Origin of the sequence: Prochlorococcus marinus XMU1408 (genome assembly GCF_003208055.1) — a bacterium.
Classification (GTDB): Bacteria; Cyanobacteriota; Cyanobacteriia; order PCC-6307; family Cyanobiaceae; genus Prochlorococcus_B; species Prochlorococcus_B marinus_A.
The window spans coordinates 756,739-779,354 of the sequence record NZ_QJUE01000002.1; the positions used below are offsets into that span (position 1 = coordinate 756,739).

Genomic DNA, 22,616 nt, shown 5'->3' on the forward strand with positions numbered 1-22,616 from the left:
CGTACATAAATAAATAAGCAAATGTTAGATAGACGTAGTGACATCAAGCGAGAACTTTATTTCTTAGAGAAATTCTATCAATAGAATTTGGATGCTCTCGAACAAATTTATTGAACTCAATAGCTAACTGTCTAGCTTCAAAAGCATCAATGGCATAAAAGCCTAACTCATGTCTTTTGTTAGCTAAATCTCTGTAGCTAACAGCATATCTTTTGCAGGATGTAATCGGTCTTGAAGACAATTTTTTAAATATCAATTAACTACATCCTAAAAACAACAAAATAGTTCTGAAAGAAATCTACCGAACAATTTGGGATAGGAAACCGAATATAAAAAGACATAATGCTTTTGACCAATTAGATGCCAAATAATATCTGAACTAAATTCTTAAGGCGATCGTCGTAACCAAATTTTAGCTAAATTGCATTTTTAAAATTGTATAAATTTTAAAAGACTTGAAAAATACTAAGCACTAAATATTCAAATATTAGAAAATCTAATTACATTAATAATTTTTACTTTATAGATTTGGTATTTCTCCCTACATACATACATTAAGTAAAAAGGTAACTTTAAAAAAATTATTCAATTAATTAAAGTTATGACTTTAGATATTTACAAAGCGATTGTCAAAGCCTCCGAGCAAGGGAATTTATGGGGACTCAAACGAACTGATTACTAACTATGTTTAAATTCACCAAATTTAAGTTTATTCAACTCATTATATTATGGAATCTACCAATCCTAATTTTATTTATAGGAATAATCTCAATACCCATGGAATTATCTGATTCAATTTCAATTTTTTAACAACTCAGATCTCTACACAAAAAAATTTCTTTTTGGTAGAGACATAATTAATCAATAAGTGTAATAATTAAAATCTAGATATGCACTATTTTTAAACAGCTTAAATGGCTAGAAATAGTAAAAATCTGGTATTTGATCTATGGCGATTCGATAAGTACACGACCCGTGTTTGATTAAGCAGCTTTAAACTGAACACTACTGTTGTCGGTCCATGTCCAAGCAGACTTCTCCATTGTAGATAGATCGACTCTGTGGCTCGCCATCCAGTCTCCATTGGCTTCTATAAATTTCTCAATATTCCCCTCTGGGTGCTGATGTATAACAATTATTTTTTGAGGGTCATCATCACTACACCCTCTGTACAAAGGCTGAATATTAAACTCTCTATGCCTTCTGGTAGCTTCTTTGCTGTCGAAGATTGCAGCCCACTCATCAAAGGTGCTTTCAACCTTAAAAGTAAAAACTGAGGTGACAGTAGAAGACATCTAAAATCTTTAATATGGGCAAACGATACCAAAACAAAACAAAACTAACTAACAGTTGTTGTAAAAACTAGATAAATAAGAAAACTTTCTGCTAGAAATAGCTGATGCAGATACCAAGAAAAACCCTCAAACGAATCATCAACTTAATTGTTGTTCTAATCTGTGCCATTGTTGGATTCATCAAAGTAAAGCACCCATTTAGTTATTTAATTGGAGTCCCTGTTACAAGTTGGGTCGTTTATCTTTTATGTAATGCTATGTGCACAGATATTCTTTTTGGAGAAACATTAGGTTGTTCAGAAAAAAGTATTAACAAGGAGAAATAAGCTAACTACGAATTAAAACTTTCTCAATCAGTGAAGAGAACCAGATATCCATAACATGAAAAGTACTTACAAAGACAAACTCAAGTTAAGATAACGAATTAATCATAAAATTAATCTTGACCACTCAACATAACAAAATGATATTCGCTTTACTAAGTTGGAAATAATCTTTCTTTTAGCTGAATTAATACCATGTCTTTTAATAGGTTATTTACTAGGACGATTTAAAAAAGATTTTTCCCTAACGATATCTCGTCCTTTAATGAACTATGGAATTCCTATCAGCCTGATGGGGATATTACTTAAGTCTGGCCTTGAATTCCCTTTGATACAATCTGCGGCTTTAGCACTCGTAGCTATTGGCTTTTTAATGACTCTATTAAATTGCCTTCCTGGTATAAAAAACTTAATCCCAAACAGATCTCTTCAACTAGGTAGTGCATTTGGAAATACAGGTTATTTCGGAATACCAGTTTCACTAGCACTGCTTCCAAATCATGCTTTGATTTACAGCATAGGTTTTGACCTTGGTGCGACATTAGTAATTTGGAGTATCGGTCCAATACTGCTAACAGACCCTTCAAAAGTTTTAAGTTCTAATAGATATTGGCAGAATTTCATAAAAGCAATCTTTAGAAGCCCTGCTGTAAAAGGACTGATTGGCGCATTAATTGTTCATTCATCACCATGGAATGAACAATTAACAGCCTTACTTTGGATACCTTCAAGGGTTGTAATTGTTTTAGCACTTGTAATCGTTGGAATGCGTTTAAGTTGGTTGAGGAAAGCAAATCTCTCAAGAATAAAAATCCAAATAGCATCCATAAAAAATGCTTTAATCATGAAACTGGTTGGATTGCCAGTCATTATGTTGATCATTTCCTCAGCGATCAGATTACCCAACGTCGTGCGAGAGGCTTTAGTACTTCAATCAGCTGCGCCAACAGCAATATCTGTCTTACTAATATCCCAAGCAGCGTCAAGAGATGAAGAGGATGCCACATCGCTTGTTGTCTTAAGTACAATCATCGCGCTCATATCAATCCCTGCTTGGTTGATGATTTTAAGATTGTAAAAAGTTAACAACTATCGCCTTTTAACTCAGTTTGTCTAAGTTGTAAGAAATACAATTTTTTTAATGACCTCAGCTACAGCAACAAAAGCGACAGCAAAGAAAACAGCGGCAGTAAAATCATCAACAGTAAAATCTCAATCAATTTATTCATCAACCCAATCAAGATTTGCCAGTTCAAAGCTAATTCAAAACCTAGGTTCATCAAATGATGGGGTTCAATTCGATTTTTCAAGTTCGTTAAGAACTGCATTTGGAAGGGACTAAAAGGATATGGACCTTTTAAAAACACTTTTTACAGTTGCTATATGTCTAGGTATTGGATGGGCAATCTCAAAAGGGATTATGTTTGGTTTGACTCATATTTAATATTCCTGAAAAATGGCATCCTACAAACGAAGAAATTGAAGTGATAGACAGTGCATGGATGCAAGTCAAGGTCGGATGTGAAAAAATAAAAGCGCAAACAACTGCAAATAAAAAATATGTTTCAAATATGCTTAACGAAATAGAAGATCATTATCAAGAAAATTAATGGCTAAAGAATGGGAACCAAAAGAAGAACATCAAGCAGTTATTGCAAGGAGTATAGAGTTTATTTCTGATGAATTAGCTGAGTTACAAGAGGCTTTACGGTGTCCAAATTCATTTATTGTTGAAATAGCTAATAGGGTAGTATCTGAATATAAAACAAACCAAATCATCATTAGAAGAGATGAAGAATAAATGGAATTTCTGCAATCACATGATTTAAACCAATTGGGGCTTTGGACCCCTCTTATTGGAGGTATTCTTCTTTACGTTGGCTTAAATCTAAAAATCACTGAAGTTGATCCTAATGAGTAATCAATACATGAAAAATGAGTACAAGGATAAGAAAAGGTTCGATTTATTAGAATAGTTTGGGATGAAACAAGGAACTCTTGAACTAATTTTTTTTGCTCTGATTTTCTTGAGTCTTCAATTTTGGTGGATAAGGATGACAATTAAAAATGGTCGAACTGGAGAAGTAGATAAATGGGGGCAAAAAACAAACCAAAAAAAACTAAATGAATTGGAGAAAGTGAAGCAAGATTTAGAAAAACTTTTTCGATCTTAGTTCTCAATACTACTAAAACTCCTTAAATAATGAACTATCAAATTTTGCTTGAAAGCTACGCTGCTGGTGAATGGATTAATAAAGACGAAATATCATTACTAGAATTAGAACTTGATTCTCAACTAGAATCTATTAGATTTTCTCGCACTCAAGGTTGCACAGAAAAAGCACCAAAGCACATTTGCGAGGCAGCTCAAGTTTGCGAAGGTAGTAGTTGGCTCACTTGCTTTGCTTCAATACTAGATAAGGTCAATCCCCTTTCTCTTGGGAATAAATCAAGAGGAGCAAAAGTCATTGATGCACTTCTAGATAACAATTATTTGATGAATTAAACTAGTAAAAACAATTATCAATTCATTATTAATAGACAAATTATTATTAACAAATCCAATGAGCAATAGTGAAAGTCGTGAAGAAAGGAAAAAACGTTTTAAAAATCTCTCAAGTGCAGAAAGAAAAATGTTGATTAGAAAGAAACTAGAATTACAAGGTTTAACAGAGGGAAGCGGTGTGAGGGGAAAAGATCAATCTTCTTACGAAAAAGAAGAAATGATAGATTTAATTCTATTAACAAGATGTTTTCAAAAGAATAAATTTCAATAACTCATCCAACCAAAATTTGTTTTACGAAGTTAGTCCCTGCAAAATGGGCATATGAATAAACCTATTAAAAATAAGAAAATCACCTTTGCAAGGTTTGCTGTTCGTACTCTTGCTATTTCTGCAAGCACCCTCGCTCTATTTGATTTTCTAAAAGGAGACTATCAAGCTGGAGGACTTCTAGCACTTGGATGGTTAACCATCGTGATCGGGGAGAAGAGGATGTTTAATGGGGAAAAGACAAATGAAGAAACCTAAGAAAATTTCCAACTGTTAACTATCAATAAATAGATCTAAAAAATACATTCAGCGTTTATTCTCTATGCCACCATAAAAGAGGTAACAGTATATAAGACTTTAAATATTGAGGCATTTTATTCCACCCCATTAGTTCTATGAGTGAGATAAAGAAAAATAAGAACTTCAATCTTACAGAAATGAAGTTCAAGTTTAATGATCTATTTACTGGTATTGCTTTGCTGTTGTGTGCATTTTTATGTGCGTTTAGCCTTGCACTAATTGCAATAAGATTAGGGCCAATAGCTAAATGGGCTAATTATCAGACTATTTGTGTTGAACAAGAAAGTTTAAAATCTCCAATCGAATGGGCGGTGCGTAAATGCAATGGAAGGTCAAAAGTTTATCAAGTTAAGTGAAGGCAACTCAATTAAAGTTGAGTTGAGGCTTTTAACTATTCAGATGATAACGTTTTTCTTAAGAAGCAAAAACATCAAATCAATTGTTTGTTTAGAGCCAAAACAATAGAAATCCTGCCAAAAATCCAGACATATGACCTAACAAACTAATTCCAGGCAAGAATGACCAAATAATTCCAATACCTGTGAGTACAGAAATAGATTTAAATAATCTTGGATCTTTCTTTAGGTCGCATCCAATGAATAAAAATCTTTTCTTTCCATAAATTGTAGTCATTAGAATAAACGCGTCGATACCAAATAAAACGCCACTAAATCCAATGGCTAGAGACATAGGATTTCTATAAACCAAAATATCTACGCACCAAAAAATGAACGCTTGGAGAGGCATTATCAATACAATAAAAGCCAGAAAGAAATAGTCACTTTGAAGGTTTAAAGATTTAAGAAAATATCTAGCTACGATGATTCCAGAGATATTTGCCAATAAATGATTAAAATCACCATGAAAAAAATGGGATGTAATAATCCTGTATGGTTCATAAAACAAACGTCCAGACCAATAAGCAATAGAAGTCTTATCAATTATTCCTAAGAAATCTGTTGCAAGAAAGCAAATAAAGCAAGCCAAAAAGGGGACAAAATATTGCCAATCATCTTTTGAAATTTTCTCAAGCATTCGTCAATAGATTTGCCAATAATCCAATCGTACTTGGTGTATGTAATCTATTGAAAAGCTAATAGGGTTAATTTCTAACTATGTGAATAAGCTAAAAATATTTACCTATCAAGAACTTCATCTATAAAGAAAAGAACTAAAGCCTAAGGTGAATAAATCTATTAATGATATAAATGAAGATTGATTTAAAAAAGAGACTAAATCTCAATAGTTATGAATGGTGGAGAAACCACAGAAGATTTGTAACCCTTGGATTATTTCTGGCTTTTTTTGCTAGCTATGTCAGAGGTCCTTCAGCGAAAGACTTCAAGGTTAATGATATTTGCGGACGCCTTAGCGCTGATTTAATTACAGGGGAAGAGGCTGCAAGAGAATTAAAATTAGGAAAGAAAAGAATCGAGGGGCTAAAGGGAGAGAAAGCTGACATTACTAGTCACTACTACCATGCCAAGTACTACTGCCAAGGCTACACAAAAGGCAATGTAGGATTGGGATACTAATTAACATCTTTACAAAAACAGCCAGAGAAAAGCATTGCACTTTTCACGCCGCTCTGACGGATCTGGCTTTTTAACTAAGCTTTTCCTGCTTTAGAACTAACTTTTCTTGCACGCCTTGCAGGTCTGCCTGCTACTGCCTTAGATGTTCTTTTAGAAACTGATTTAGCGGTTGAAGTTGCTTTTTTAGCTTGAGCAGAAGCTACTTTCTTAACTGCGGTCATAACCTTAGAAGTCTTAACTTTTGCTTTTAAAGCACTCTTAGCTGGAGCAGCATTAGTTACTGCTTTCTTTGCAGTTGCTTTTTTAGCTGCGGTTTTTTTGACTGCAGACTTTTTAGATACTGTTTTTTTAACGACAGTCTTTTTAGCGGAGGGCTTTGCTGAAACCTTCTTAGCACTTGAGGACTTACGAGTACGATGAGAGAGAATCAAAGCCCACTCATCAGCACTAACATTTGCAGGCTTATTACCATGGATCTCAGAAACTTTTGCAGCTTTCTCAATATCCTTTATTAAGTTTTTCCAAGAAGCAGCATAACGCTTATCAGATTGTGACTTAGCACCGCTCTCTACGAGAGTTTCAACAACTTGCGATGCTGTAACCTTTTTTCTTCTTCGATTAAAAATTTCCTTTTGAAGAGTAGCGATCATGGCTTCGCCTTTAGCGCTAACTTTGATACTTAATTGAGACATTGAATTAAGAATTACCTATATACAACATCTAGCACATTGTGGGTATCCAAACCGAACAATCTATTTACATGTAGATGTAAATATCATTTGCATCTTATTGATTTACATAAAAAACTATTCATAAAAAGGTATAAGGAGTTAAAAAAATAAGTCATAGTCTTGTTTAGAAAAGAAGAGAAGAAAAGTCTAACTTAAGGAGAAAATGACTATCAAGAAGAAATTAAAGGTTTATTCTCTCTCTAAAAAGGAAGCAATAATTGCCATAAAGCACAAAAACTCGACCATTCAACCTAGATATCTATTGTAAATGTTCTTTCTAATTTTGCTTTTATTTGCTTTAAAGATGGTTCTGAGACCTTGAGAATTTTTTTATAGAAGCCAATAAACTTAAGACACGCCAAGGGAACAAATATTGTAAGTAATAAGGTTTTAGTTGTAATCATTTGAATGTTATAAGCCAAATCAATGAGATACGCTCAAATATTACTTGTTAAACCTATATATAAACTCAAGGTCTTTAGGAAATTTTAGTTAAGGTCAAGGTATTAAAGACGAATTAACCAATTCAATAAAATGCAAGACAGGAAAGATCTCAAAGCCCTTATTTACCAGGTAGCAGCAGTAACAGATAGAGGTCAAAGGATGAACACGCTGATTGCTCCTATGTACCAAAACAAATTAGTAGAGATGAATAAACTAGTTGATGTTCTACAGCCCCTATCAGATGAAATAACTCAGAGTTCTATTGAAGGTGAATGGGAGCTTATTTACTCATCAGTTGAATTGTTTAGAAGCTCTCCATTTTTTTTAGCCATTGAAAAGGCTTTAAACGACAAATCAAAAAGCGATTTATTTTTCAAGCTTCATCTTTTACAGGTTGGATCATTTGGTTTATCAACAGTAGGAAGAGTCGGTCAATATCTCAATTTTAATAAAGGGGAAATGATCTCCACCTTTGATACCACAATCTTTGGACTTACAACCATCCCAATCCTTGGGTGGTTCAAGCTTTTGCCTACCTTTGGTGGTCGAGTCATAACTCTGGCTAAGGGGCTTCAACTAAAAGACAACATTCTTTCAATGGAGTTAGAGAAAACTAAAGTATCAGAGGTAGATGGACTGGGAAGAATTCCATTTATTGACAGTATTCTCATGGAAAGGTGGTACCCAGTAAAGACCGTATGGAACCTTTTGCCATGGAACAAAGAAAATCCAAATTGTGAGATTAGCGTGATCTATGTTGACGAAGATTTAAGAATCATTAGAGATATGCACGGAGCATTATTTGTTTACATACGTCCATCAATTCCTCTTCTAGACCAAACAAAAACTTAAGTAAACTCATTTCTTAAATACTGACTTCATTGAAGCAGTTCTGAAGAATTTGTAGTAGAAACTCTAAAGAAGAAAATTCTTTAATAACAAAATAAATGAAAAATCCAGAAGTAATTGTAATTGGAAGTGGTATAGGAGGATTATGTTGCGGAGGGTTACTCGCAAAAGCTGGCAAAAAAATCCTAATTCTTGAGGCTCACTCAAGACCAGGAGGAGCCGCTCATGGCTTTGAGAAAAATGGTTATAAATTTGAATCTGGTCCTTCTCTTTGGAGTGGACTAGGTACTTGGCCAACGACAAATCCTTTAGGTCAAGTACTTAAAGCTCTTAACCAAAAAGTTGAATTAATTAAATATCGGGAATGGAATGTTCAAATTCCTGAGGGTGACTACACGATTGGAGTTGGAGATAGACGATTCCTTGATCAGATCAATTCAATTAGCGGAAATGATGCCACTAAAGAATGGGAACATTTTATTCAAGTGATTAAACCAATTAGTGCAGCAGCTAATGCAATTCCCCTAATAGCACTAAATCAAAACAAGGAAACTATTTTTCAGCTCTTAAGACGTAGTAATACACTCCTTCCCCACTTGAAATCTATTAAATACCTAGGAGGTGCTTTTGGGAATTTAGTTGATGAACATCTTAAAGATCCATTTTTACGAAATTGGGTTAATTTACTTTGCTTTCTAATAAGTGGTTTATCCAAAGACGAAACAAATGCAGCTGCGATGGCAACCCTTTTTGATGATTGGTTTAAACCAGATGCCTACCTGGAATATCCAAAAGGAGGAAGTGAATCAATCGTTAAGGCTCTATTAAATGGAATTTACTCATTTGGAGGGAATCTTAGACTTAATTCAAAAGTAAAACAGATAATTATAAAAAGAAACAAAGCAATCGGAATTGAGTTGAAAAATGGTGAAAAAATTTTTGCAGATCATATTGTTAGCAATGCAGACATTTGGAATACCCTAGATTTAATACCAAAAGAAATATCTCAAAAATGGAGAGAGAAAAGGTCTATGACTCCAAAATGCAAGTCATTTCTTCATATACATCTTGGGTTTAATGCAGAAGGACTAGAAAATATTCCACTCCATTCAATATGGGTTGATGATTGGTCTAAAGGTATTACTGCTGAAAGAAATGTAGTAGTTCTCTCTATTCCATCTGCATTGGATCCAACAATGTCTCCCCCAAACAAACACATTCTTCACGGATATACGCCTGCTAATGAGCCATGGGAAAAATGGGAAAATCTGAAAATAGGTACTGAAGAATATGAAAAAACAAAAGAAGAGCGGTGCTCTGTCTTTTGGGAACCAATAAAAAAACTGATACCTGATATTGAGGAAAGAATCGAAATAAAAATGACAGGTACACCACTTACACATCAAAGATTTTTAAATGCAAAAAATGGAAGTTATGGTCCAGCCTTATCAGCGGCAGAGGGACTTTTCCCAGGGAATAAAACTGCAATTAAAAATCTATTATTGTGTGGCTCCAGTACATTCCCGGGGATCGGGATACCACCTGTAGCAGCCAGCGGTGCCATGGCCGCCAATACTATTCTTGGTTCCAAATTTCAAAGAGATCTAATCAAAGAGCTAGACATATAAAAAAACACCTATTGTTGATAGACAACATGAAAACACAAATCAAATGAGTAACTCACTCAATAAGGCTTTTACAGGAGTAATCGCTCTAGCTCTGATTGTGATAGCTGTAGGTCGTATCCCATTTTCAAGAGAGAAAGAGCTATCAAATTTATGCAGGGAATACTACACAATGTACCTTAATCAGAATGACTACTCACTAAAAGAAAAAAACACAAAGATCAAAGTGATTGCAAAGAAAACAGGTCTTAAAGCTGAGACAAATAATGTTGGTAATTTTTGTAATTCGTTCTATTTCAACCAAAGATAGATTTTAAATAAGAAAATAGAAAAGTTTCTCAATACATTTATTCAATTTCTAATAGGAACAAATACATCCGTAATTATATCGATAGATTTAATATCAATTTAGTAGTTAAATAAGGATAGTAACGAGGAAAAATCATGAAGAAAGAAACTTCATCAAATATCCTTGAAAAAATTGATGTCGCTAAAGAAAGAATCAAGGAATTAGAAACAATGATTAATCATTGGGAAGGTATCGAAGTTGAAGGCTTTTGGGATGCTGAATGCTATATAAATCCATCATCTCCGGCTTGCCTTCTCTTTAATAATTGACCTTCAATCGGTAAAGCTTTAAGCCAGCTCAAGAAAATCATCTCATCAACAGCTATTCTAATAGCCTTATTAGCGATTGAAAATTAACTCAAAGAAAAAGGATCACTTAACGAGACGCAAAGGTATTTTTCTTTAACTGGTGAAATCTACTTTTTAAACTCATGATTCACAAAAAAATTTTATAGAGTAAAAAAAATTGTAGATAAAAAATGACGGAGCCATCAAAAGTCGTGTCATCCAGTGACTTTGATGATTGGTTTTCTTTGAACGACACTGTTATGGGAGGTTCAAGTAAAGCAGTTTGCAGATCTTCCTCAAAAGGCCTCTCCTTGGAAGGTGTTGTAGTTGAGGAAAAAGGAGGTTTTGTTAGTTGCAAATCTCCAATATTTTCACCTGTTTTAAATTTATCAAATTATCAAGGTTTTGAATTAAAAATTGAAGGTAAAGGTCGAACTTTAAAATTTGGAGTGTCATGTAAATATGGAATTCTTGAATTAAGAGGATTTTTCTTAGACAAATCACCTGGTGGGCTCAGATGGGTAGCAGAAATAGAAACAAAAAGATTTGGGACAACAACTATCAAAGTACCTTTTGAAAGCCTTGAACCAACAGTTCTTGCAAAAAAAATTTCTATACCAATTATATTTAAATCAGAATCTATAACCCAATTTCAATTACTACATTCCAAATTTGGTAAACCAGGAGAATTGAATCCTGGGTTTAAGCCAGGCAAAATAAATTTTGTATTACAATCAATTTGTGTCTACTAGCACAATTTAAAAAATAAATTAATATAAATTTTTCTGATTTCATAGGTAATAAAAATAAAGAATAGTAAAAGTATTTCTCAAAGGAATGGACCGCATAACAAATTAAATCTATGAAAAACATTTTTTATTGAATAGACTTTAATTAATTCAGAAAACGACCTTTCAATGGGACTACTTTAAATATATAACCTCAATAAAATGAAGAACAAAGAGTTACCACCGATATGTGGTTTTGAATTTGAAATTAATAAGTTAGTAAATAAAGAAAGAGATAGTAGACAATTCGAAGAAAAGTCAAGGTTAGAGAATGTGAATTCAGGATTTGCATGTGCCCTCCATATGCATCAACCGACAATTCCAGCAGGTGAGAATGGAAAGCTCATTTCACATTTGCAATATATGTTTGAGCACACTTCAGAAGGAGATAATCACAATGCCGAACCATTTGCACAATGCTATAAACGTTTGGCTCAAATCATTCCAAGCCTGATAGATGAAGGATATGATCCCAAAATAATGCTTGATTACTCCGGTAATCTTCTTTGGGGAATCGAACAAATGGGTCGCGAGGATATTCTCAAATCATTAAAACTCCTAGCGTGTGATCAGACAGTTCAACCACATGTTGAATGGTTAGGAACCTTTTGGAGTCATGCTGTAGCCTCTTCGACTCCACCTTCTGACTTTAAATTACAGATAACAGCCTGGCAGCACCACTTCTCGTCTTTATTTGGAGAAGATGCATTGCGTCGAGTAAATGGTTTCTCTCTTCCTGAGATGCATCTTCCAAACCATCCGGATGTACTATTTCAGTTAATCAAAGCTCTTAAGGAATGTGGATATCGTTGGGTAATGGTTCAAGAACATAGTGTTCAAAATATAGATGGCTCTAATCTAAGAAACGATCAAAAATATATTCCCAATATGCTCAAAGCTCAAAGTAGTAATGGAGAGACCATCTCTATTCTTTCACTAATAAAAACTCAAGGATCAGATACAAAGCTTGTTGGGCAAATGCAACCTTATTACGAGGCAATAGGTCTAAATAAACAATATTTAGGTAAACATATTATCCCCTCGCTGGTTTCCCAAATTGCTGATGGAGAAAATGGCGGTGTAATGATGAACGAATTTCCCCAAGCTTATATACAGGCTTATAAAAGAATTGGTCAAAAAACCGACATAAGCTCCACAATTGCCATGAACGGATCTGAATACCTCGACTTCCTGGAGACTTTAGATATTGATGAAAATAATTATCCATTGATACAAGCAGTCGGTCAAGACAGAATATGGAAAAAAATCTCAGGGCCAATAACACCTACTTTGGTTAAAAAAGCAATTAATGAATTAAAAGAGGAAGATCAATCTTTTTCTTTAAGTGGAGCCAGCTGGACTAACGATTTGAGTTGGGAAGATGGATATATAAATGTTTTAGAGCCAATTACAAAACTTAGTTCGTATTTTCATGAAACATTTGACCATTTATTAGTTCAAAATCCATCGTTAACAAAAATCTATGACTATCAAGAAGCTCTCCTATACCTTTTGCTATTAGAAACTAGCTGCTTCCGTTATTGGGGACAGGGAAAATGGACTGAATATGCTAAAACAATCTTCAGAAAAGGTGAAGAGGTGATTAGAAACTTTGAAATTTCAGCAAAGAGCAGTTAATCAATTTTGTAAAGGCATCAATCAAGAAAAAGAAAAAACTAGCAAAAAATTATTTTTTGCGTTAAGGTCACCGACCAAAGCTTTAATAAAATGACTAGTACAAGTTTTGACAAAAATGGACTGGATAAAGCAGGTATTCATTGGATGCAATATCTTTCAATGACATCAATGTCATTGCTTATATTTCTCATAGCATTAGACAAAGCCGTTCCTAGCTTTCATCATTTTGTTTTAGTTTCAATGGCCAAAGCAGGAATTATTTGTAATGGGATAGCTGGATAATATCCTTTCACAGATCCACTGATCTCGCCAAAGAAAAAATATTAAACTATGAAAGGTAAAATCAATCCAGACAACGATGGTTACGATCCATCAGAGGAATACTTCAAAAAGAAAGGTGACGCATATGAAAATGAAACTGATGAATATTTCCCTGAAGAAACTTCTAAGCCACCCCATTATTAATGGCAACCAAGAAAGGGATGATGATAATTAAAATCAACTAATGATTATTATCTATCTATGTGAAATGTACGTACCTTCTGGATAGAGCCTTGAGATTGCATTAAATCGCTTTGATATTTGTCGTTCTTTGTCAATATTAACTTTACGATTAAGAACCAAAACGTTGTGAACCATCCATAGAAAAAAGCCAACAAGCCAATACCAAGATATGGGATGAGCCAAAATTTTTATATATCAACTAATTTTAAGATGGCAATTATGTCCTTTTTTTTCATAAGTATTTAAACCTTTTGTTATTGCCCCAACATCAAAATTAGATTTTTAAAAATAATTACTCAAGATTATTGCTCTTTTCACCACACAAACAGCTAAGTAGGACCAGGTAGAACAGCTCAAGTCATTTATTAAACATGAAGATATTTGGTATCAATCAAACGAATGTATATTATTCCTACTGGATTATTCTTAGATTTTTCGACCATTATTGCACGCTAGATAAGCTAGTGTATTTAGGTCTCTAATTTGAGATTGAGATTACAAAAGTTATTTGCATTATTAAAGAGCTGTAATTTTCTCTAGTTTTAATTTTTGGTGAATAAGTCTAAAAATATGAGCTTTTCAAATGCCTTTCCATACATATAGTTTGGCAATCGTTCTCTTCCGCACTGCTAGATATTGAACAATATGTTACACACTCAAGATAATCTTCAATTGGATCAACTTGGCCTTGAGACATTTTCTTAGCATCAATCGTATTCATAAAAGTCTCCTACAATAAGAGTTAATCTATCCTTTCTTTTTATTTTTTTCTATCGGTATTACTTACTAACTTATACGCATAAGAAAAACTGATATATGAATCATTTTTTAACTAAAACGTAATAGCGAAATAGGGATTAATCTTCATTAAAATTTCTCATATTAATAGTTATATAAAAAAATCGCGTAAAAAAAGAAAAGCTGTAAACAACTAACTCAAAATTAAAATAATTTTTATGCTATTTTCTCAATTTTATTCTTATTCCTATTCTTTCTCGAATAGCTTTTATCGGAATCATATCTTTCATTTGATCATCTATTTGCTTTCTAATTAAATTTCTAAATAATTTAGAAAGCAACACCAAACTAAAAAGAGATAAAATAATCGCCCCCAAAGCAATTAATGAATAAGTATCCATTTCAAAGTTCTCTATATATTGCCCATTCATCACCATCAGCAGTGACTTCAGAAAGTAACGCAACAGCTATGTCGGACTGATCAGAGCGTTTAACAATAATCTCTTTACCCCCCATATATGGATCATTGAACTCTGATTTTGAACGGCTAGCCTCTAGCTGTTCAGATGGTGTCAAAACTTCAAGAATTTTAATCCATATCTCATCATCTGAAGCGAAAGGTGGAACAGAAAATTTACTCGGACTACTTTCTTTTTTTTTATCCATATTATTTAATTTTTAGCTTTAATCTCTTTAACTTCATTAATTAACCGCTCTTGTCGTTCAGGGGTAATAAATCCAAGAGATCCACACTCAATAATTTCTTGAATTGGATCTAATAGTCCATCGTGTTTCTCTAGCCATCCTTCAGTGCATCCTTTACATGCTAATTCATTTAATTCATTAGCTAAAGACTTGGCTTTCAAGCTATCCATCAATAAAAATTTAATTACTTCTTTCTTACTACTCTACAGTCATTCGATAACTCAAGGGAAAAAAAATTAATAGCCTTATTCAACCAAATTGTAAAGTTAGATAATTCACACCCTATTAATAGATAAGTGGAATCATAGAAAATAAGAACCAAAACAATCTAGTTAGGAACTCATGCAGCTTCTTTTTTTAATTCCCGATAAATAGAAATGTCTATAGGTCTATTCACATCGGATTGAAAATCAACAATGTCTTGATAAATCTCATTAGGTAAAGGTTGCATTTCGCATCTTGAATAACATTTGCTGTAGTCATACTTTTTCACTGAAAACCTGTTGCTTAGGCGCTTAAAGATAGACAATGTAACAATGCAACTTGAGTTAGTTATATCGTTAGAAGCTGTAGATGCAATACGCAAAACTACTAGCCTTCTCTATTAATTGAGTAAGTAGTTATTACTAATATTACTTTTTAGTAGTAGTTGCCACTTCATATCGTTTTGTATAAAAAGAAAATTTAAAAAAGAGTATTAAAAAAAATGTCTTTATCTCCAAATGAGATGACTCCGTACATAAAAAAAATTCAACAGAAATTTGATGAAGCACAATTGTTTTTGGTGAAAAATGGTTTTCACCAAGCCACAAAAGGGCTTTTACAAGACATCGAAAACGCTAACGGTATAAATAAAAAAACTAACTAACATCCTCCAAGCCGATGGAAGCGAAAACAACAAAGTCTGTAGGGACAAAAGTAAAATGGTAAACATATACATCCTCTAATATTCACTAACCCTTTCCATGGCAACTGAAATCACTGTTTTAGACTTCAAGCTTAGTAATACTTTTTCAGAGTATTGCACTCATATGAATGCCCCAGAGCAGCAGGCGATGTTTAAAGAAATGGGTGTTAAAACTTTTTATATCGGTGAATGTATAGGAGACTCTAAAAGAGCAACTGTTATGTTTGAAGGACCAGAGAATGTTTTATATAACATTTTTATCAGTCCGGAAACAAAGCCTATTGTTGAGGCCTCTGGTCATATTTATGAAGAAACCAAAATCACAAGATGGATAAACAATTGTCCTAACTGCTAATTTTTACGTGTTGAAGTTCGTCAAGTAATTGTATCTGGAATCATAGGTATTGAATGTTTTTTGCCGTCTGGGCTTACATATATATTCTCTTTCCCATATTCTGTATCAATGATTTTTTCAAAATGAGTCCCCTTTGGAAGATGTAAAAAATATTTTTGTGCTCTGTTCATTTTATTTATACAGTTATTTAAAAATAACTAGCATTTTTCCCAACGACAACATATTGATTGTTTTATGAGAGTTTTGGTGGCTAACTATTTGATTTTTCTAAAGCAGTTAACAATTTGCCAACTCTAGTTCCATTAACTCCAAGATCGCCACCACCATATCTTGATGCGGATTTGATTTGAATCTTCTTATCGATTTTTAAAATCTCCAAGTCGTCTGGAAATCTGAAAATCAAACTACGACAAACCCCTTTCCAATATTTATCATTAACCTCTAAAACTTTGGTTCTAGGAATTTCCTGGGCAATCCTAATAAGTTGCTCAAAGGTCTTGTCAACATCTTCAAATTCTTTTTGAAAAAAAACGCAATTAAGCGGATTTAAACAGGGACAAAGACCTGATTTAGGATCTGGCATATTTTCTATGAGTTCACATATTGATCATGAGAAAAGTTTATCCCCCCTTTGGTCTTGTTTTTCAGAAATTTATTACTAAGTGATGTCTAGGTCTCCCTACCTAAAATGCCCGTGCAAAAACTATCCTTCGATTAAATTTGTAAAAACAATTTTTGAGCATGACACGATTAGATAAAACAGGGATGATGATGATTGTTTTCAGTGTGGCCTCAACACTTCCTTATCAGTTTCATTATCTCTCTTCTATGAGTTAAAACAGGTTAATCCCTCTCTCTATAGATAGTACTAATTAAAGGTCTATTGATTAAAGGCGGCTCATTTCCATATCCAATCCAAATAAAACCAATAATTTCCTCCTCACTTGAATTTATTTGTGCGATTTGATATGTATTAGGATCTTTAGTGATTTTGCCTGTTGACCACTTGCAACCAACATCATCGGCGACAAGTGAAAGCGACAGGTTTTGAATCGCGCAAGCACAAGCAGCATAATCTTCGAGTTTTTGAGCTTGATTATCAGTACATACTTGAGTGGCAATAAGCAAATGGGAAGGGTTAAGCATTTTTTCCTTTATTTTTTTTAAACTAGATTCATCTATTGACGTATCACCAAATTTCAGAGTCAGCTGTAATTGATATAGAAGTTCCCTTTTTTTTATCCCAATGTTGGTAAAACGCCATGGGAAAGTCCTTCTGTGGCAGGGTGCCTGATTAGCTGCAACTATTGATTTTTGAATTACTTCGCTAGGAACACTTTTTTTGGAAAAGATATGAATGGTCCTTCGTTTTTTAATTGCTTCAGCTATTTCCATAATTTTTTCTTGACGTTATTAACTACACTATTAGTCATAGTGTAAATTTCACAAAAAGTTTAGTTTAGAGACCTGTAGAAATAAAAGGCGTTTAAATCATCTCCAGCTTGAATCTCACATCTAAAAAAACATGATTAGTTGAAAATCACTTATTAAGCAACTTTGTCAAGAATTACATTTGATGGTTTTGAAAATAACGAGACGACTTGGCCCACGGGTGTCTTGAATACGCGTTCGACAATTTCTCCATTATTGATAATTACCCTCGTATTCAAGGAACCAGAAGGTAGATTTACAGATCTTTTTTTTAGAAGAATTTCTAGCTCTGGATAGTGATCATTAGGTTTAAGAACCTCTTTTAACTCAGGATGTAGATCTAAAATTGCGTCATCAAAGGCCTTAAACTTTTTCGTTAAAACCATACTTTGAGAAAGCTTTTACTTATGACTTGTAACCTACTGATCTCAAGACGTAAAGAGTATTTAAACTAAGATCGGGATAAACTTAATAAGACTTTAAATAAAGCTTCAATGAGCAATGAATAAATTCATATAATAAGTCTTACTGGTAGCTAAAAGTGAAAAATAGTCATTAATATCCAGTAGCATCAATCACTCGCTGTTCATGATGAGTAATAGACGTTACCTCAGTACTTCTGTCATTTAAAACTGACTGTGTAAAAACAGTAATAGCTGCAATACTTGGTGTAATAGGTAAAAACATGAACAATGTCAACACACTACTGTTAGGTTTAAATAATCTTTGCATTAATAAATAAAGGATTAAATTATTATTATCAATAACTTTTAGGTGAGTTGCGTGTTCGGTTTCCCTTGAATAAAGCTATTAGTTTGACCTGTAATACCATCTAAACACCTTTGGTCGTTTCCAGAGCATTGTATAAATAGCTTCAAGTGCCTTTTGAGTTTTAGGTAGCTTGCAACTAGGCCATGACTGTTGAGTAATCATTGTGATTATTTCGGAGTCATTATCATTTCTACATCGGATGCCACCTATAAAACCAGAGTAATAAAACTCAGGCAAAAATACATAGAGCCAAAACTATTACTCAGCTAGATATTTATCGGGCAAATAAGTATAAAAAAAAGAGGCAATTTATGCCCCTTTTAGATCACCTTTAAATTACTTTTGGTATGTATTACCTCTGTAAGTTAAGGATGCTTGCATCTGCTTTTTAGCTTCTGCCTGTCTAGATGTGTAGACGTTACTTCTGTAACTAAGTTCTACAACTTTTTTTGGAGTAGCTTCTTTATGTTGAAGGTACTCTTTGCCTCTGTAAGTAAGAACAGTCATTGCTCTTTCTCGTAGTGCTCAAGACCCCGTTCCATGTCTCGAGTCTTACTGCAGCTTGAAATTTAGCTGAACGTGTATCAAAAATACCAGAAATTATCTTTAAACGATGTTCCTCGTGATACATAAAACAGTGAATAAAGTAGTATTAACCGAAATAGTTGCATTTCTTACTAAAAAGCACCCTTAAATCACTAAAAAAGTTAATTATTTATCCTCTGCTTTTTCTTTCTTAAACTAAACCAACCTTCCCCTATCCCCTCTTCTTACATAAGTCATTAAAGCACAAAAAAAGGATCCTAATATGGCAAAAATTGTCAAAGTAATTAACGGATTAAAACCAGATGAAGCAATATTTAGAAAAATTGAATCAAATGCTTCCATAACACATCAAGAAGGTAAACCATTCAGTAACCACACAAAAGCCTCGTTATTTAATACCCAGTTTCTAAAAACTACTATCACTATTAAATTGATCAAAAGAACCATGAATAAACGAAGTTTTGGATCCTCTTTCCCCATAAATCTATTGTAATTTAGTTTTTGTTAGGCAAGGCCAGTTACAAAGATGTTAACAATTATGGGGCTACAGGAAGTTGGTAAGTAGTTAATAGAGTATGTATGATTATCAATCCGCTTTTAAACGCCTACCACCTTTACTTAAATAATCCATATATTTATCAGATTCTTTGAGGTAATAATTCCTGCTTTGACCAATATATCTAGCTTCAATTAAGAGATCCGTAACTTCAGGCCAAAAAGATTCAGGGACCAACTCAAGAGGGTTAATTGCACTTGGATTCCAATTTAACTCAGTCAAAAATAGAAACCAAATCGACTTGCACTTAATGAAATCAGATAAACAATCTGAATTAAAATTATTCATTTATAAATTGGACTGATTGAGCAGCTTTATCAGCTTTAATTTTTGCCTCATCGATGGTTTCTGCATTTGCTACAGCTACTCCCATTCGACGACCTTCAGTAGAGCTCGGCTTGCCAAATATAAATACACCTGTATTCGGTTGACTTAAGGCATCTTCAAGTCCCGTAAAAGCTATGTTTGAAGTTTTCTGGGAAGCCAAAATCACTCTGCTCGCAGAAGCTTCATGACAAACTATTTCTGGAATTGGGATACCTAAAACAGCCCTAAGGTGTAATTCAAACTCATTTAAATTTTGACTAATCAAAGTTACTAAGCCTGTGTCATGTGGTCTTGGTGACAGCTCTGAAAAAATCACCTCCTCACCCTTAATAAAAAATTCAACGCCAAACAAACCAACTCCACCAAGATTATCAGTGACACATTTGGCTATCTTTTTAGCCTTATCTAAAACACTTTCAGTTAATGTAGCTGGTTGCCAACTACATTGATAATCTCCATTCTTTTGCTCGTGTCCTATCGGTTCACAAAATAATGTTTTACCATTAAATTGTCTAATAGTTAATAAAGTAATTTCTAAATCAAAATCAATAAATTCCTCTAATATAATTTTATTTGATTTACCTCTTGATTTTTCAATAGCCAAATCCCAAGCCTGGACTAAATCATTTTTATTATTAACTAAGCTTTGTCCTTTACCTGAAGAACTCATAACTGGCTTAATTAATAAAGGATAACCAATCGCATCTGCACGAAAATTAAGCTCGGATTGATTCATCGCATAACTAAATTTTGCAGTTCTTATATTTAATTCGTTAGCAGCTAAATCTCTAATTTTATCTCTATTCATAGTTATCGCAGTAGCTCGAGCATTTGGTATTACTGTTATTTTTTGTTCGATTTCCTTTAATACATCTACTGCAAGAGCCTCAATTTCAGGAATAATTATATCAGGATTACATTTAGATATCACTTCTTTTAATTCACTACCATTATTCATATTTAATACTTCAACTTGATCAGCTATCTGCATGGCTGGCGCATCATTATATCTGTCACATGCAATAACATAACAACCTAATCTTTTTGCTGCGATTGCCACCTCTTTCCCTAACTCTCCGCTACCTAAAAGCATTATTTTCTTTGGAAAAATGTTCATAATCATATCTATAGGTCAAAAAATATAAATTAATATAATATCTCTTAAAGAGAATTGATAATAAAAAAAAGAAGTAGAAATTAACAGAGACACTGAAAGGGAAAAATTATTCTTAGTACAACAGAGCACTTTTTTTTGATGGATAAAATCAATTGATCATTCGCGATTGTTTTTCGACTCAATAAGATTGAAGAATGATATTTCCACCACAACAAGTAATTTTTGGATAACTACTTTTAATACTGCAATGGTATTGATTTTGGACATTAGGTAGAACCATTTTGAAAACAATGAAAACAAGCTTAAAAAAGCAATTCCTAATCCAAAAACCATATCTAATTTTTCACGTTAGTCCTATAAAGAGCTGATTAGCTACACAAGCTCTTTACGAGTGGAGAAAAGTTAGTTAAAAAACTAATAACTTCGACTTATTTATTGGAATGGTTGCCAAGAAGAAAATTAAAGACTTCAAGGATTTGGATCAGTTCCCAGATTTAAAAGAAGCTCTAGTACCAGCTATTAAGACATTGCCCTCAGGTTCAATGAATACTAAAGTAATCGTTACTGAAGGCGAAATTGTAGAGAGAGTTTATAAAACACCAAAAGGTGAAATTATATCTCTTTTCGCAAATGACTTATCGGAACAAGCTGCCTAAATTTTCTTGTTAAAATCAATTATTTTAGTATTTCTCCATAGAAAGGGTTGGATCATATTGTCAGCACAAGAAGAAAAGATGGCAAAGAAAACATCCAATATTGAGCAGATCTGTAATCCTAGTTTATTGTTTTTAATTGATCAATGTCTTCTAAAGAAGAAATCCTGTCCATCCTAGAAGCCTTTGCCTCAACAGAGAGAATGGGATCATTCTTTTTAGACAATGCAACCCCCGACTTTTTATTTATAAGACCAAGCGGAAATCCCATTGACGCGAAAGGTTTTCAAGAGATGTGGTCCTCAGGAGATCTTGTATTACAAAGCGCAGAAGTCACAAAGGTGCACAAATTTGAACTCTTAGGTTCAAATGCTGCAATGTGCGTTTTCACCCTAGGTTCAAAATTTACTTATAAAGGGACTCAAAATGATGACCTCCCTACAGTAACTTCTATTTTTAAAAAGATTGATGAGAAATGGAAAGTAGCTTGGATGCAAAGATCTTCAGGCCAGTCAGATATGACTTTGTGGAACGACTAATTTATATTTCCTTCTTAATGGTTAAGTATTCGTAAATTCTATTTATATCCTTACGTCTGAAGTAATCATTGAGCAAGATAGATAATTTAAAAGAGAAACAGTTAATAGTCATAATGCAAGAAAAGCCAAATGTTGAAGAGCTGATTGCAGATTCAATGACATTGCTCTTAATTAGAGCCCAAAAGCTCCTAAAAGGGAAAGACTAGCAATTGCTCAAGAGTTTAGAGAATGGCTTAATGGTAGTTGCAAAGAAGAAGATATATTGATCCTAGATACAAAAATCAAATAGTAATAACTACATCCAGTTGATAATCATCAATATTACTGAATTAATTGACATTGCGTTAATCACGCCCTAATCAAACAAAAAACCATTAAAAAAAGCCAATTCCGTAATGACAGAGAAGAGGCCTTTTTTTAGATATTAGATTTTAAAAATCAGAATTAAACAATTCCTGGAATGATCCAGCCTGTTATTCCGTAGTTAATGACTGCTGCAAAGAAGCCCATCATCGCAAGGCGACCGTTC

General features: G+C 33.4%; 39 protein-coding genes. 23 read left to right on the forward strand and 16 right to left on the reverse strand.

Annotated elements, in window-relative coordinates:
• Positions 1 to 43: 43 nt before the first annotated feature.
• Both DNJ73_RS05600 and DNJ73_RS05605 read right to left on the reverse strand, forming a co-directional pair.
• The gene (locus tag DNJ73_RS05600) at positions 44 to 241 is read right to left on the reverse strand and encodes a hypothetical protein (RefSeq protein WP_158466702.1); all 198 of its coding nucleotides are present in this window, start codon (positions 239 to 241) and stop codon (positions 44 to 46) included.
• 742 nt (positions 242 to 983) lie between these two features.
• Entirely contained in the window at positions 984 to 1,295 is a 312-nt protein-coding gene (locus DNJ73_RS05605) for a DUF3764 family protein (protein ID WP_158466703.1), read from the reverse strand.
• A 104-nt stretch (positions 1,296 to 1,399) separates the two neighbouring features.
• Here DNJ73_RS05605 and DNJ73_RS05610 point away from each other — a divergent pair, with 104 nt between their 5' ends.
• The 9 genes from DNJ73_RS05610 to DNJ73_RS05650 all read left to right on the forward strand — a co-directional run bounded on the left by DNJ73_RS05610 (position 1,400) and on the right by DNJ73_RS05650 (position 5,048).
• The gene (locus tag DNJ73_RS05610; protein ID WP_158466704.1) at positions 1,400 to 1,621 is read left to right on the forward strand and encodes a hypothetical protein; all 222 of its coding nucleotides are present in this window, start codon (positions 1,400 to 1,402) and stop codon (positions 1,619 to 1,621) included.
• Between the two features lie 157 nt (positions 1,622 to 1,778).
• Positions 1,779 to 2,696, forward strand: coding sequence for an AEC family transporter (locus DNJ73_RS05615; protein WP_158466705.1), 918 nt, complete (start codon positions 1,779 to 1,781; stop codon positions 2,694 to 2,696).
• 63 nt (positions 2,697 to 2,759) lie between these two features.
• The gene (locus tag DNJ73_RS05620) at positions 2,760 to 2,960 is read left to right on the forward strand and encodes a hypothetical protein (RefSeq protein ID WP_158466706.1); all 201 of its coding nucleotides are present in this window, start codon (positions 2,760 to 2,762) and stop codon (positions 2,958 to 2,960) included.
• Positions 2,961 to 3,102: 142 nt separating this feature from the next.
• A complete protein-coding gene (locus DNJ73_RS10175; protein WP_257473360.1) occupies positions 3,103 to 3,228 on the forward strand; it encodes a hypothetical protein in 126 nt (41 codons plus the stop codon).
• Entirely contained in the window at positions 3,228 to 3,419 is a 192-nt protein-coding gene (locus tag DNJ73_RS05625; protein ID WP_158466707.1) for a hypothetical protein, read from the forward strand. The genes DNJ73_RS10175 and DNJ73_RS05625 overlap by 1 nt, the downstream gene beginning before the upstream one ends.
• Positions 3,420 to 3,821: 402 nt before the next feature.
• Positions 3,822 to 4,124, forward strand: coding sequence for a hypothetical protein (locus DNJ73_RS05635; RefSeq protein WP_158466709.1), 303 nt, complete (start codon positions 3,822 to 3,824; stop codon positions 4,122 to 4,124).
• Positions 4,125 to 4,182: 58 nt separating this feature from the next.
• Complete coding sequence (locus tag DNJ73_RS05640) at positions 4,183 to 4,395, forward strand: hypothetical protein (protein WP_158466710.1); 213 nt, start codon at positions 4,183 to 4,185, stop codon at positions 4,393 to 4,395.
• Positions 4,396 to 4,446: 51 nt separating this feature from the next.
• On the forward strand, positions 4,447 to 4,650 hold the full coding sequence (locus DNJ73_RS05645) for a hypothetical protein (RefSeq protein WP_158466711.1): 204 nt from the start codon (positions 4,447 to 4,449) through the stop codon (positions 4,648 to 4,650).
• 179 nt (positions 4,651 to 4,829) lie between these two features.
• Complete coding sequence (locus DNJ73_RS05650) at positions 4,830 to 5,048, forward strand: hypothetical protein (RefSeq protein ID WP_374027162.1); 219 nt, start codon at positions 4,830 to 4,832, stop codon at positions 5,046 to 5,048.
• Between the two features lie 91 nt (positions 5,049 to 5,139).
• Here DNJ73_RS05650 and DNJ73_RS05655 read toward each other — a convergent pair whose 3' ends face one another.
• Positions 5,140 to 5,727, reverse strand: a complete 588-nt coding sequence (locus tag DNJ73_RS05655) for a rhomboid family intramembrane serine protease (RefSeq protein ID WP_158466713.1) — start codon at positions 5,725 to 5,727, stop codon at positions 5,140 to 5,142.
• Between the two features lie 173 nt (positions 5,728 to 5,900).
• Between DNJ73_RS05655 and DNJ73_RS05660 the strand changes: the two genes are divergently transcribed.
• Complete coding sequence (locus DNJ73_RS05660; RefSeq protein WP_158466714.1) at positions 5,901 to 6,227, forward strand: hypothetical protein; 327 nt, start codon at positions 5,901 to 5,903, stop codon at positions 6,225 to 6,227.
• Positions 6,228 to 6,301: 74 nt separating this feature from the next.
• Here the strand turns inward: DNJ73_RS05660 and DNJ73_RS05665 are convergent, their stop codons facing one another.
• On the reverse strand, positions 6,302 to 6,919 hold the full coding sequence (locus tag DNJ73_RS05665; protein ID WP_158466715.1) for a hypothetical protein: 618 nt from the start codon (positions 6,917 to 6,919) through the stop codon (positions 6,302 to 6,304).
• 573 nt (positions 6,920 to 7,492) lie between these two features.
• Between DNJ73_RS05665 and DNJ73_RS05670 the strand changes: the two genes are divergently transcribed.
• The 8 genes from DNJ73_RS05670 to DNJ73_RS10180 all read left to right on the forward strand — a co-directional run bounded on the left by DNJ73_RS05670 (position 7,493) and on the right by DNJ73_RS10180 (position 13,403).
• A complete protein-coding gene (locus tag DNJ73_RS05670) occupies positions 7,493 to 8,254 on the forward strand; it encodes a PAP/fibrillin family protein (protein WP_158466716.1) in 762 nt (253 codons plus the stop codon).
• A 95-nt stretch (positions 8,255 to 8,349) separates the two neighbouring features.
• Positions 8,350 to 9,879 carry a phytoene desaturase family protein gene (locus tag DNJ73_RS05675; RefSeq protein ID WP_158466717.1) on the forward strand — a complete coding sequence of 510 codons (1,530 nt, stop codon included), beginning with the start codon at positions 8,350 to 8,352 and terminating at the stop codon, positions 9,877 to 9,879.
• A 43-nt stretch (positions 9,880 to 9,922) separates the two neighbouring features.
• The gene (locus DNJ73_RS05680) at positions 9,923 to 10,186 is read left to right on the forward strand and encodes a hypothetical protein (protein WP_158466718.1); all 264 of its coding nucleotides are present in this window, start codon (positions 9,923 to 9,925) and stop codon (positions 10,184 to 10,186) included.
• A gap of 134 nt (positions 10,187 to 10,320) precedes the next feature.
• Complete coding sequence (locus DNJ73_RS09945; RefSeq protein ID WP_187152580.1) at positions 10,321 to 10,494, forward strand: hypothetical protein; 174 nt, start codon at positions 10,321 to 10,323, stop codon at positions 10,492 to 10,494.
• 209 nt (positions 10,495 to 10,703) lie between these two features.
• Positions 10,704 to 11,264 (forward strand): CIA30 family protein, encoded by a 561-nt coding sequence (locus DNJ73_RS05685; protein ID WP_158466719.1) that lies wholly within the window; start codon positions 10,704 to 10,706, stop codon positions 11,262 to 11,264.
• Between the two features lie 198 nt (positions 11,265 to 11,462).
• A complete protein-coding gene (locus DNJ73_RS05690; protein WP_158466720.1) occupies positions 11,463 to 12,938 on the forward strand; it encodes a glycosyl hydrolase family 57 in 1,476 nt (491 codons plus the stop codon).
• A 90-nt stretch (positions 12,939 to 13,028) separates the two neighbouring features.
• The gene (locus DNJ73_RS05695) at positions 13,029 to 13,220 is read left to right on the forward strand and encodes a hypothetical protein (RefSeq protein WP_158466721.1); all 192 of its coding nucleotides are present in this window, start codon (positions 13,029 to 13,031) and stop codon (positions 13,218 to 13,220) included.
• A gap of 48 nt (positions 13,221 to 13,268) precedes the next feature.
• Positions 13,269 to 13,403, forward strand: a complete 135-nt coding sequence (locus DNJ73_RS10180) for a hypothetical protein (protein ID WP_257473362.1) — start codon at positions 13,269 to 13,271, stop codon at positions 13,401 to 13,403.
• Between the two features lie 51 nt (positions 13,404 to 13,454).
• Here the strand turns inward: DNJ73_RS10180 and DNJ73_RS09950 are convergent, their stop codons facing one another.
• From DNJ73_RS09950 to DNJ73_RS05715, 4 genes are all read right to left on the reverse strand, one after another.
• Positions 13,455 to 13,625: a hypothetical protein gene (locus DNJ73_RS09950; RefSeq protein WP_187152581.1), complete on the reverse strand. Its 171-nt coding sequence runs from the start codon at positions 13,623 to 13,625 to the stop codon at positions 13,455 to 13,457.
• A gap of 957 nt (positions 13,626 to 14,582) precedes the next feature.
• Entirely contained in the window at positions 14,583 to 14,846 is a 264-nt protein-coding gene (locus DNJ73_RS05705; RefSeq protein WP_158466723.1) for a hypothetical protein, read from the reverse strand.
• A gap of 5 nt (positions 14,847 to 14,851) precedes the next feature.
• Positions 14,852 to 15,055, reverse strand: coding sequence for a hypothetical protein (locus tag DNJ73_RS05710; RefSeq protein ID WP_257473363.1), 204 nt, complete (start codon positions 15,053 to 15,055; stop codon positions 14,852 to 14,854).
• Between the two features lie 170 nt (positions 15,056 to 15,225).
• Positions 15,226 to 15,471 carry a hypothetical protein gene (locus tag DNJ73_RS05715; protein ID WP_158466725.1) on the reverse strand — a complete coding sequence of 82 codons (246 nt, stop codon included), beginning with the start codon at positions 15,469 to 15,471 and terminating at the stop codon, positions 15,226 to 15,228.
• Between the two features lie 120 nt (positions 15,472 to 15,591).
• Here DNJ73_RS05715 and DNJ73_RS09955 point away from each other — a divergent pair, with 120 nt between their 5' ends.
• On the forward strand, positions 15,592 to 15,753 hold the full coding sequence (locus DNJ73_RS09955; RefSeq protein ID WP_187152582.1) for a hypothetical protein: 162 nt from the start codon (positions 15,592 to 15,594) through the stop codon (positions 15,751 to 15,753).
• Positions 15,754 to 15,850: 97 nt separating this feature from the next.
• Positions 15,851 to 16,147: a DUF3764 family protein gene (locus tag DNJ73_RS05720; RefSeq protein ID WP_158466726.1), complete on the forward strand. Its 297-nt coding sequence runs from the start codon at positions 15,851 to 15,853 to the stop codon at positions 16,145 to 16,147.
• Positions 16,148 to 16,167: 20 nt separating this feature from the next.
• On the opposite strand, the gene DNJ73_RS09960 is transcribed toward DNJ73_RS05720, so the two are convergent.
• The 6 genes from DNJ73_RS09960 to DNJ73_RS05745 form a co-directional block, all read right to left on the reverse strand.
• Positions 16,168 to 16,317 carry a hypothetical protein gene (locus DNJ73_RS09960; protein ID WP_187152583.1) on the reverse strand — a complete coding sequence of 50 codons (150 nt, stop codon included), beginning with the start codon at positions 16,315 to 16,317 and terminating at the stop codon, positions 16,168 to 16,170.
• 80 nt (positions 16,318 to 16,397) lie between these two features.
• A complete protein-coding gene (locus DNJ73_RS05725) occupies positions 16,398 to 16,730 on the reverse strand; it encodes a DUF1499 domain-containing protein (protein ID WP_158466727.1) in 333 nt (110 codons plus the stop codon).
• A 260-nt stretch (positions 16,731 to 16,990) separates the two neighbouring features.
• On the reverse strand, positions 16,991 to 17,542 hold the full coding sequence (locus DNJ73_RS05730) for a nitroreductase family protein (protein ID WP_158466728.1): 552 nt from the start codon (positions 17,540 to 17,542) through the stop codon (positions 16,991 to 16,993).
• A gap of 152 nt (positions 17,543 to 17,694) precedes the next feature.
• A complete protein-coding gene (locus tag DNJ73_RS05735) occupies positions 17,695 to 17,964 on the reverse strand; it encodes a hypothetical protein (protein ID WP_158466729.1) in 270 nt (89 codons plus the stop codon).
• A 169-nt stretch (positions 17,965 to 18,133) separates the two neighbouring features.
• Positions 18,134 to 18,265 (reverse strand): hypothetical protein, encoded by a 132-nt coding sequence (locus DNJ73_RS10185; RefSeq protein ID WP_261792591.1) that lies wholly within the window; start codon positions 18,263 to 18,265, stop codon positions 18,134 to 18,136.
• A gap of 420 nt (positions 18,266 to 18,685) precedes the next feature.
• The gene (locus DNJ73_RS05745) at positions 18,686 to 18,856 is read right to left on the reverse strand and encodes a DUF4278 domain-containing protein (RefSeq protein WP_158466730.1); all 171 of its coding nucleotides are present in this window, start codon (positions 18,854 to 18,856) and stop codon (positions 18,686 to 18,688) included.
• Between the two features lie 301 nt (positions 18,857 to 19,157).
• On the opposite strand from DNJ73_RS05745, the gene DNJ73_RS05750 reads away from it, so the two are divergent.
• Complete coding sequence (locus DNJ73_RS05750; RefSeq protein WP_158466731.1) at positions 19,158 to 19,388, forward strand: hypothetical protein; 231 nt, start codon at positions 19,158 to 19,160, stop codon at positions 19,386 to 19,388.
• A gap of 93 nt (positions 19,389 to 19,481) precedes the next feature.
• Here DNJ73_RS05750 and DNJ73_RS05755 read toward each other — a convergent pair whose 3' ends face one another.
• Together DNJ73_RS05755 and purT are read right to left on the reverse strand one after the other, a co-directional pair.
• Positions 19,482 to 19,739, reverse strand: coding sequence for a hypothetical protein (locus DNJ73_RS05755; protein WP_158466732.1), 258 nt, complete (start codon positions 19,737 to 19,739; stop codon positions 19,482 to 19,484).
• Positions 19,732 to 20,895, reverse strand: coding sequence for a formate-dependent phosphoribosylglycinamide formyltransferase (gene purT, locus DNJ73_RS05760; RefSeq protein WP_158466733.1), 1,164 nt, complete (start codon positions 20,893 to 20,895; stop codon positions 19,732 to 19,734). The genes DNJ73_RS05755 and purT overlap by 8 nt, the downstream gene beginning before the upstream one ends.
• A 440-nt stretch (positions 20,896 to 21,335) precedes the next feature.
• On the opposite strand from purT, the gene DNJ73_RS05765 reads away from it, so the two are divergent.
• Positions 21,336 to 21,551: a hypothetical protein gene (locus DNJ73_RS05765; protein WP_158466734.1), complete on the forward strand. Its 216-nt coding sequence runs from the start codon at positions 21,336 to 21,338 to the stop codon at positions 21,549 to 21,551.
• A 143-nt stretch (positions 21,552 to 21,694) separates the two neighbouring features.
• Positions 21,695 to 22,087: a DUF3804 family protein gene (locus DNJ73_RS05770; RefSeq protein WP_158466735.1), complete on the forward strand. Its 393-nt coding sequence runs from the start codon at positions 21,695 to 21,697 to the stop codon at positions 22,085 to 22,087.
• Positions 22,088 to 22,616 lie beyond the last annotated feature (529 nt).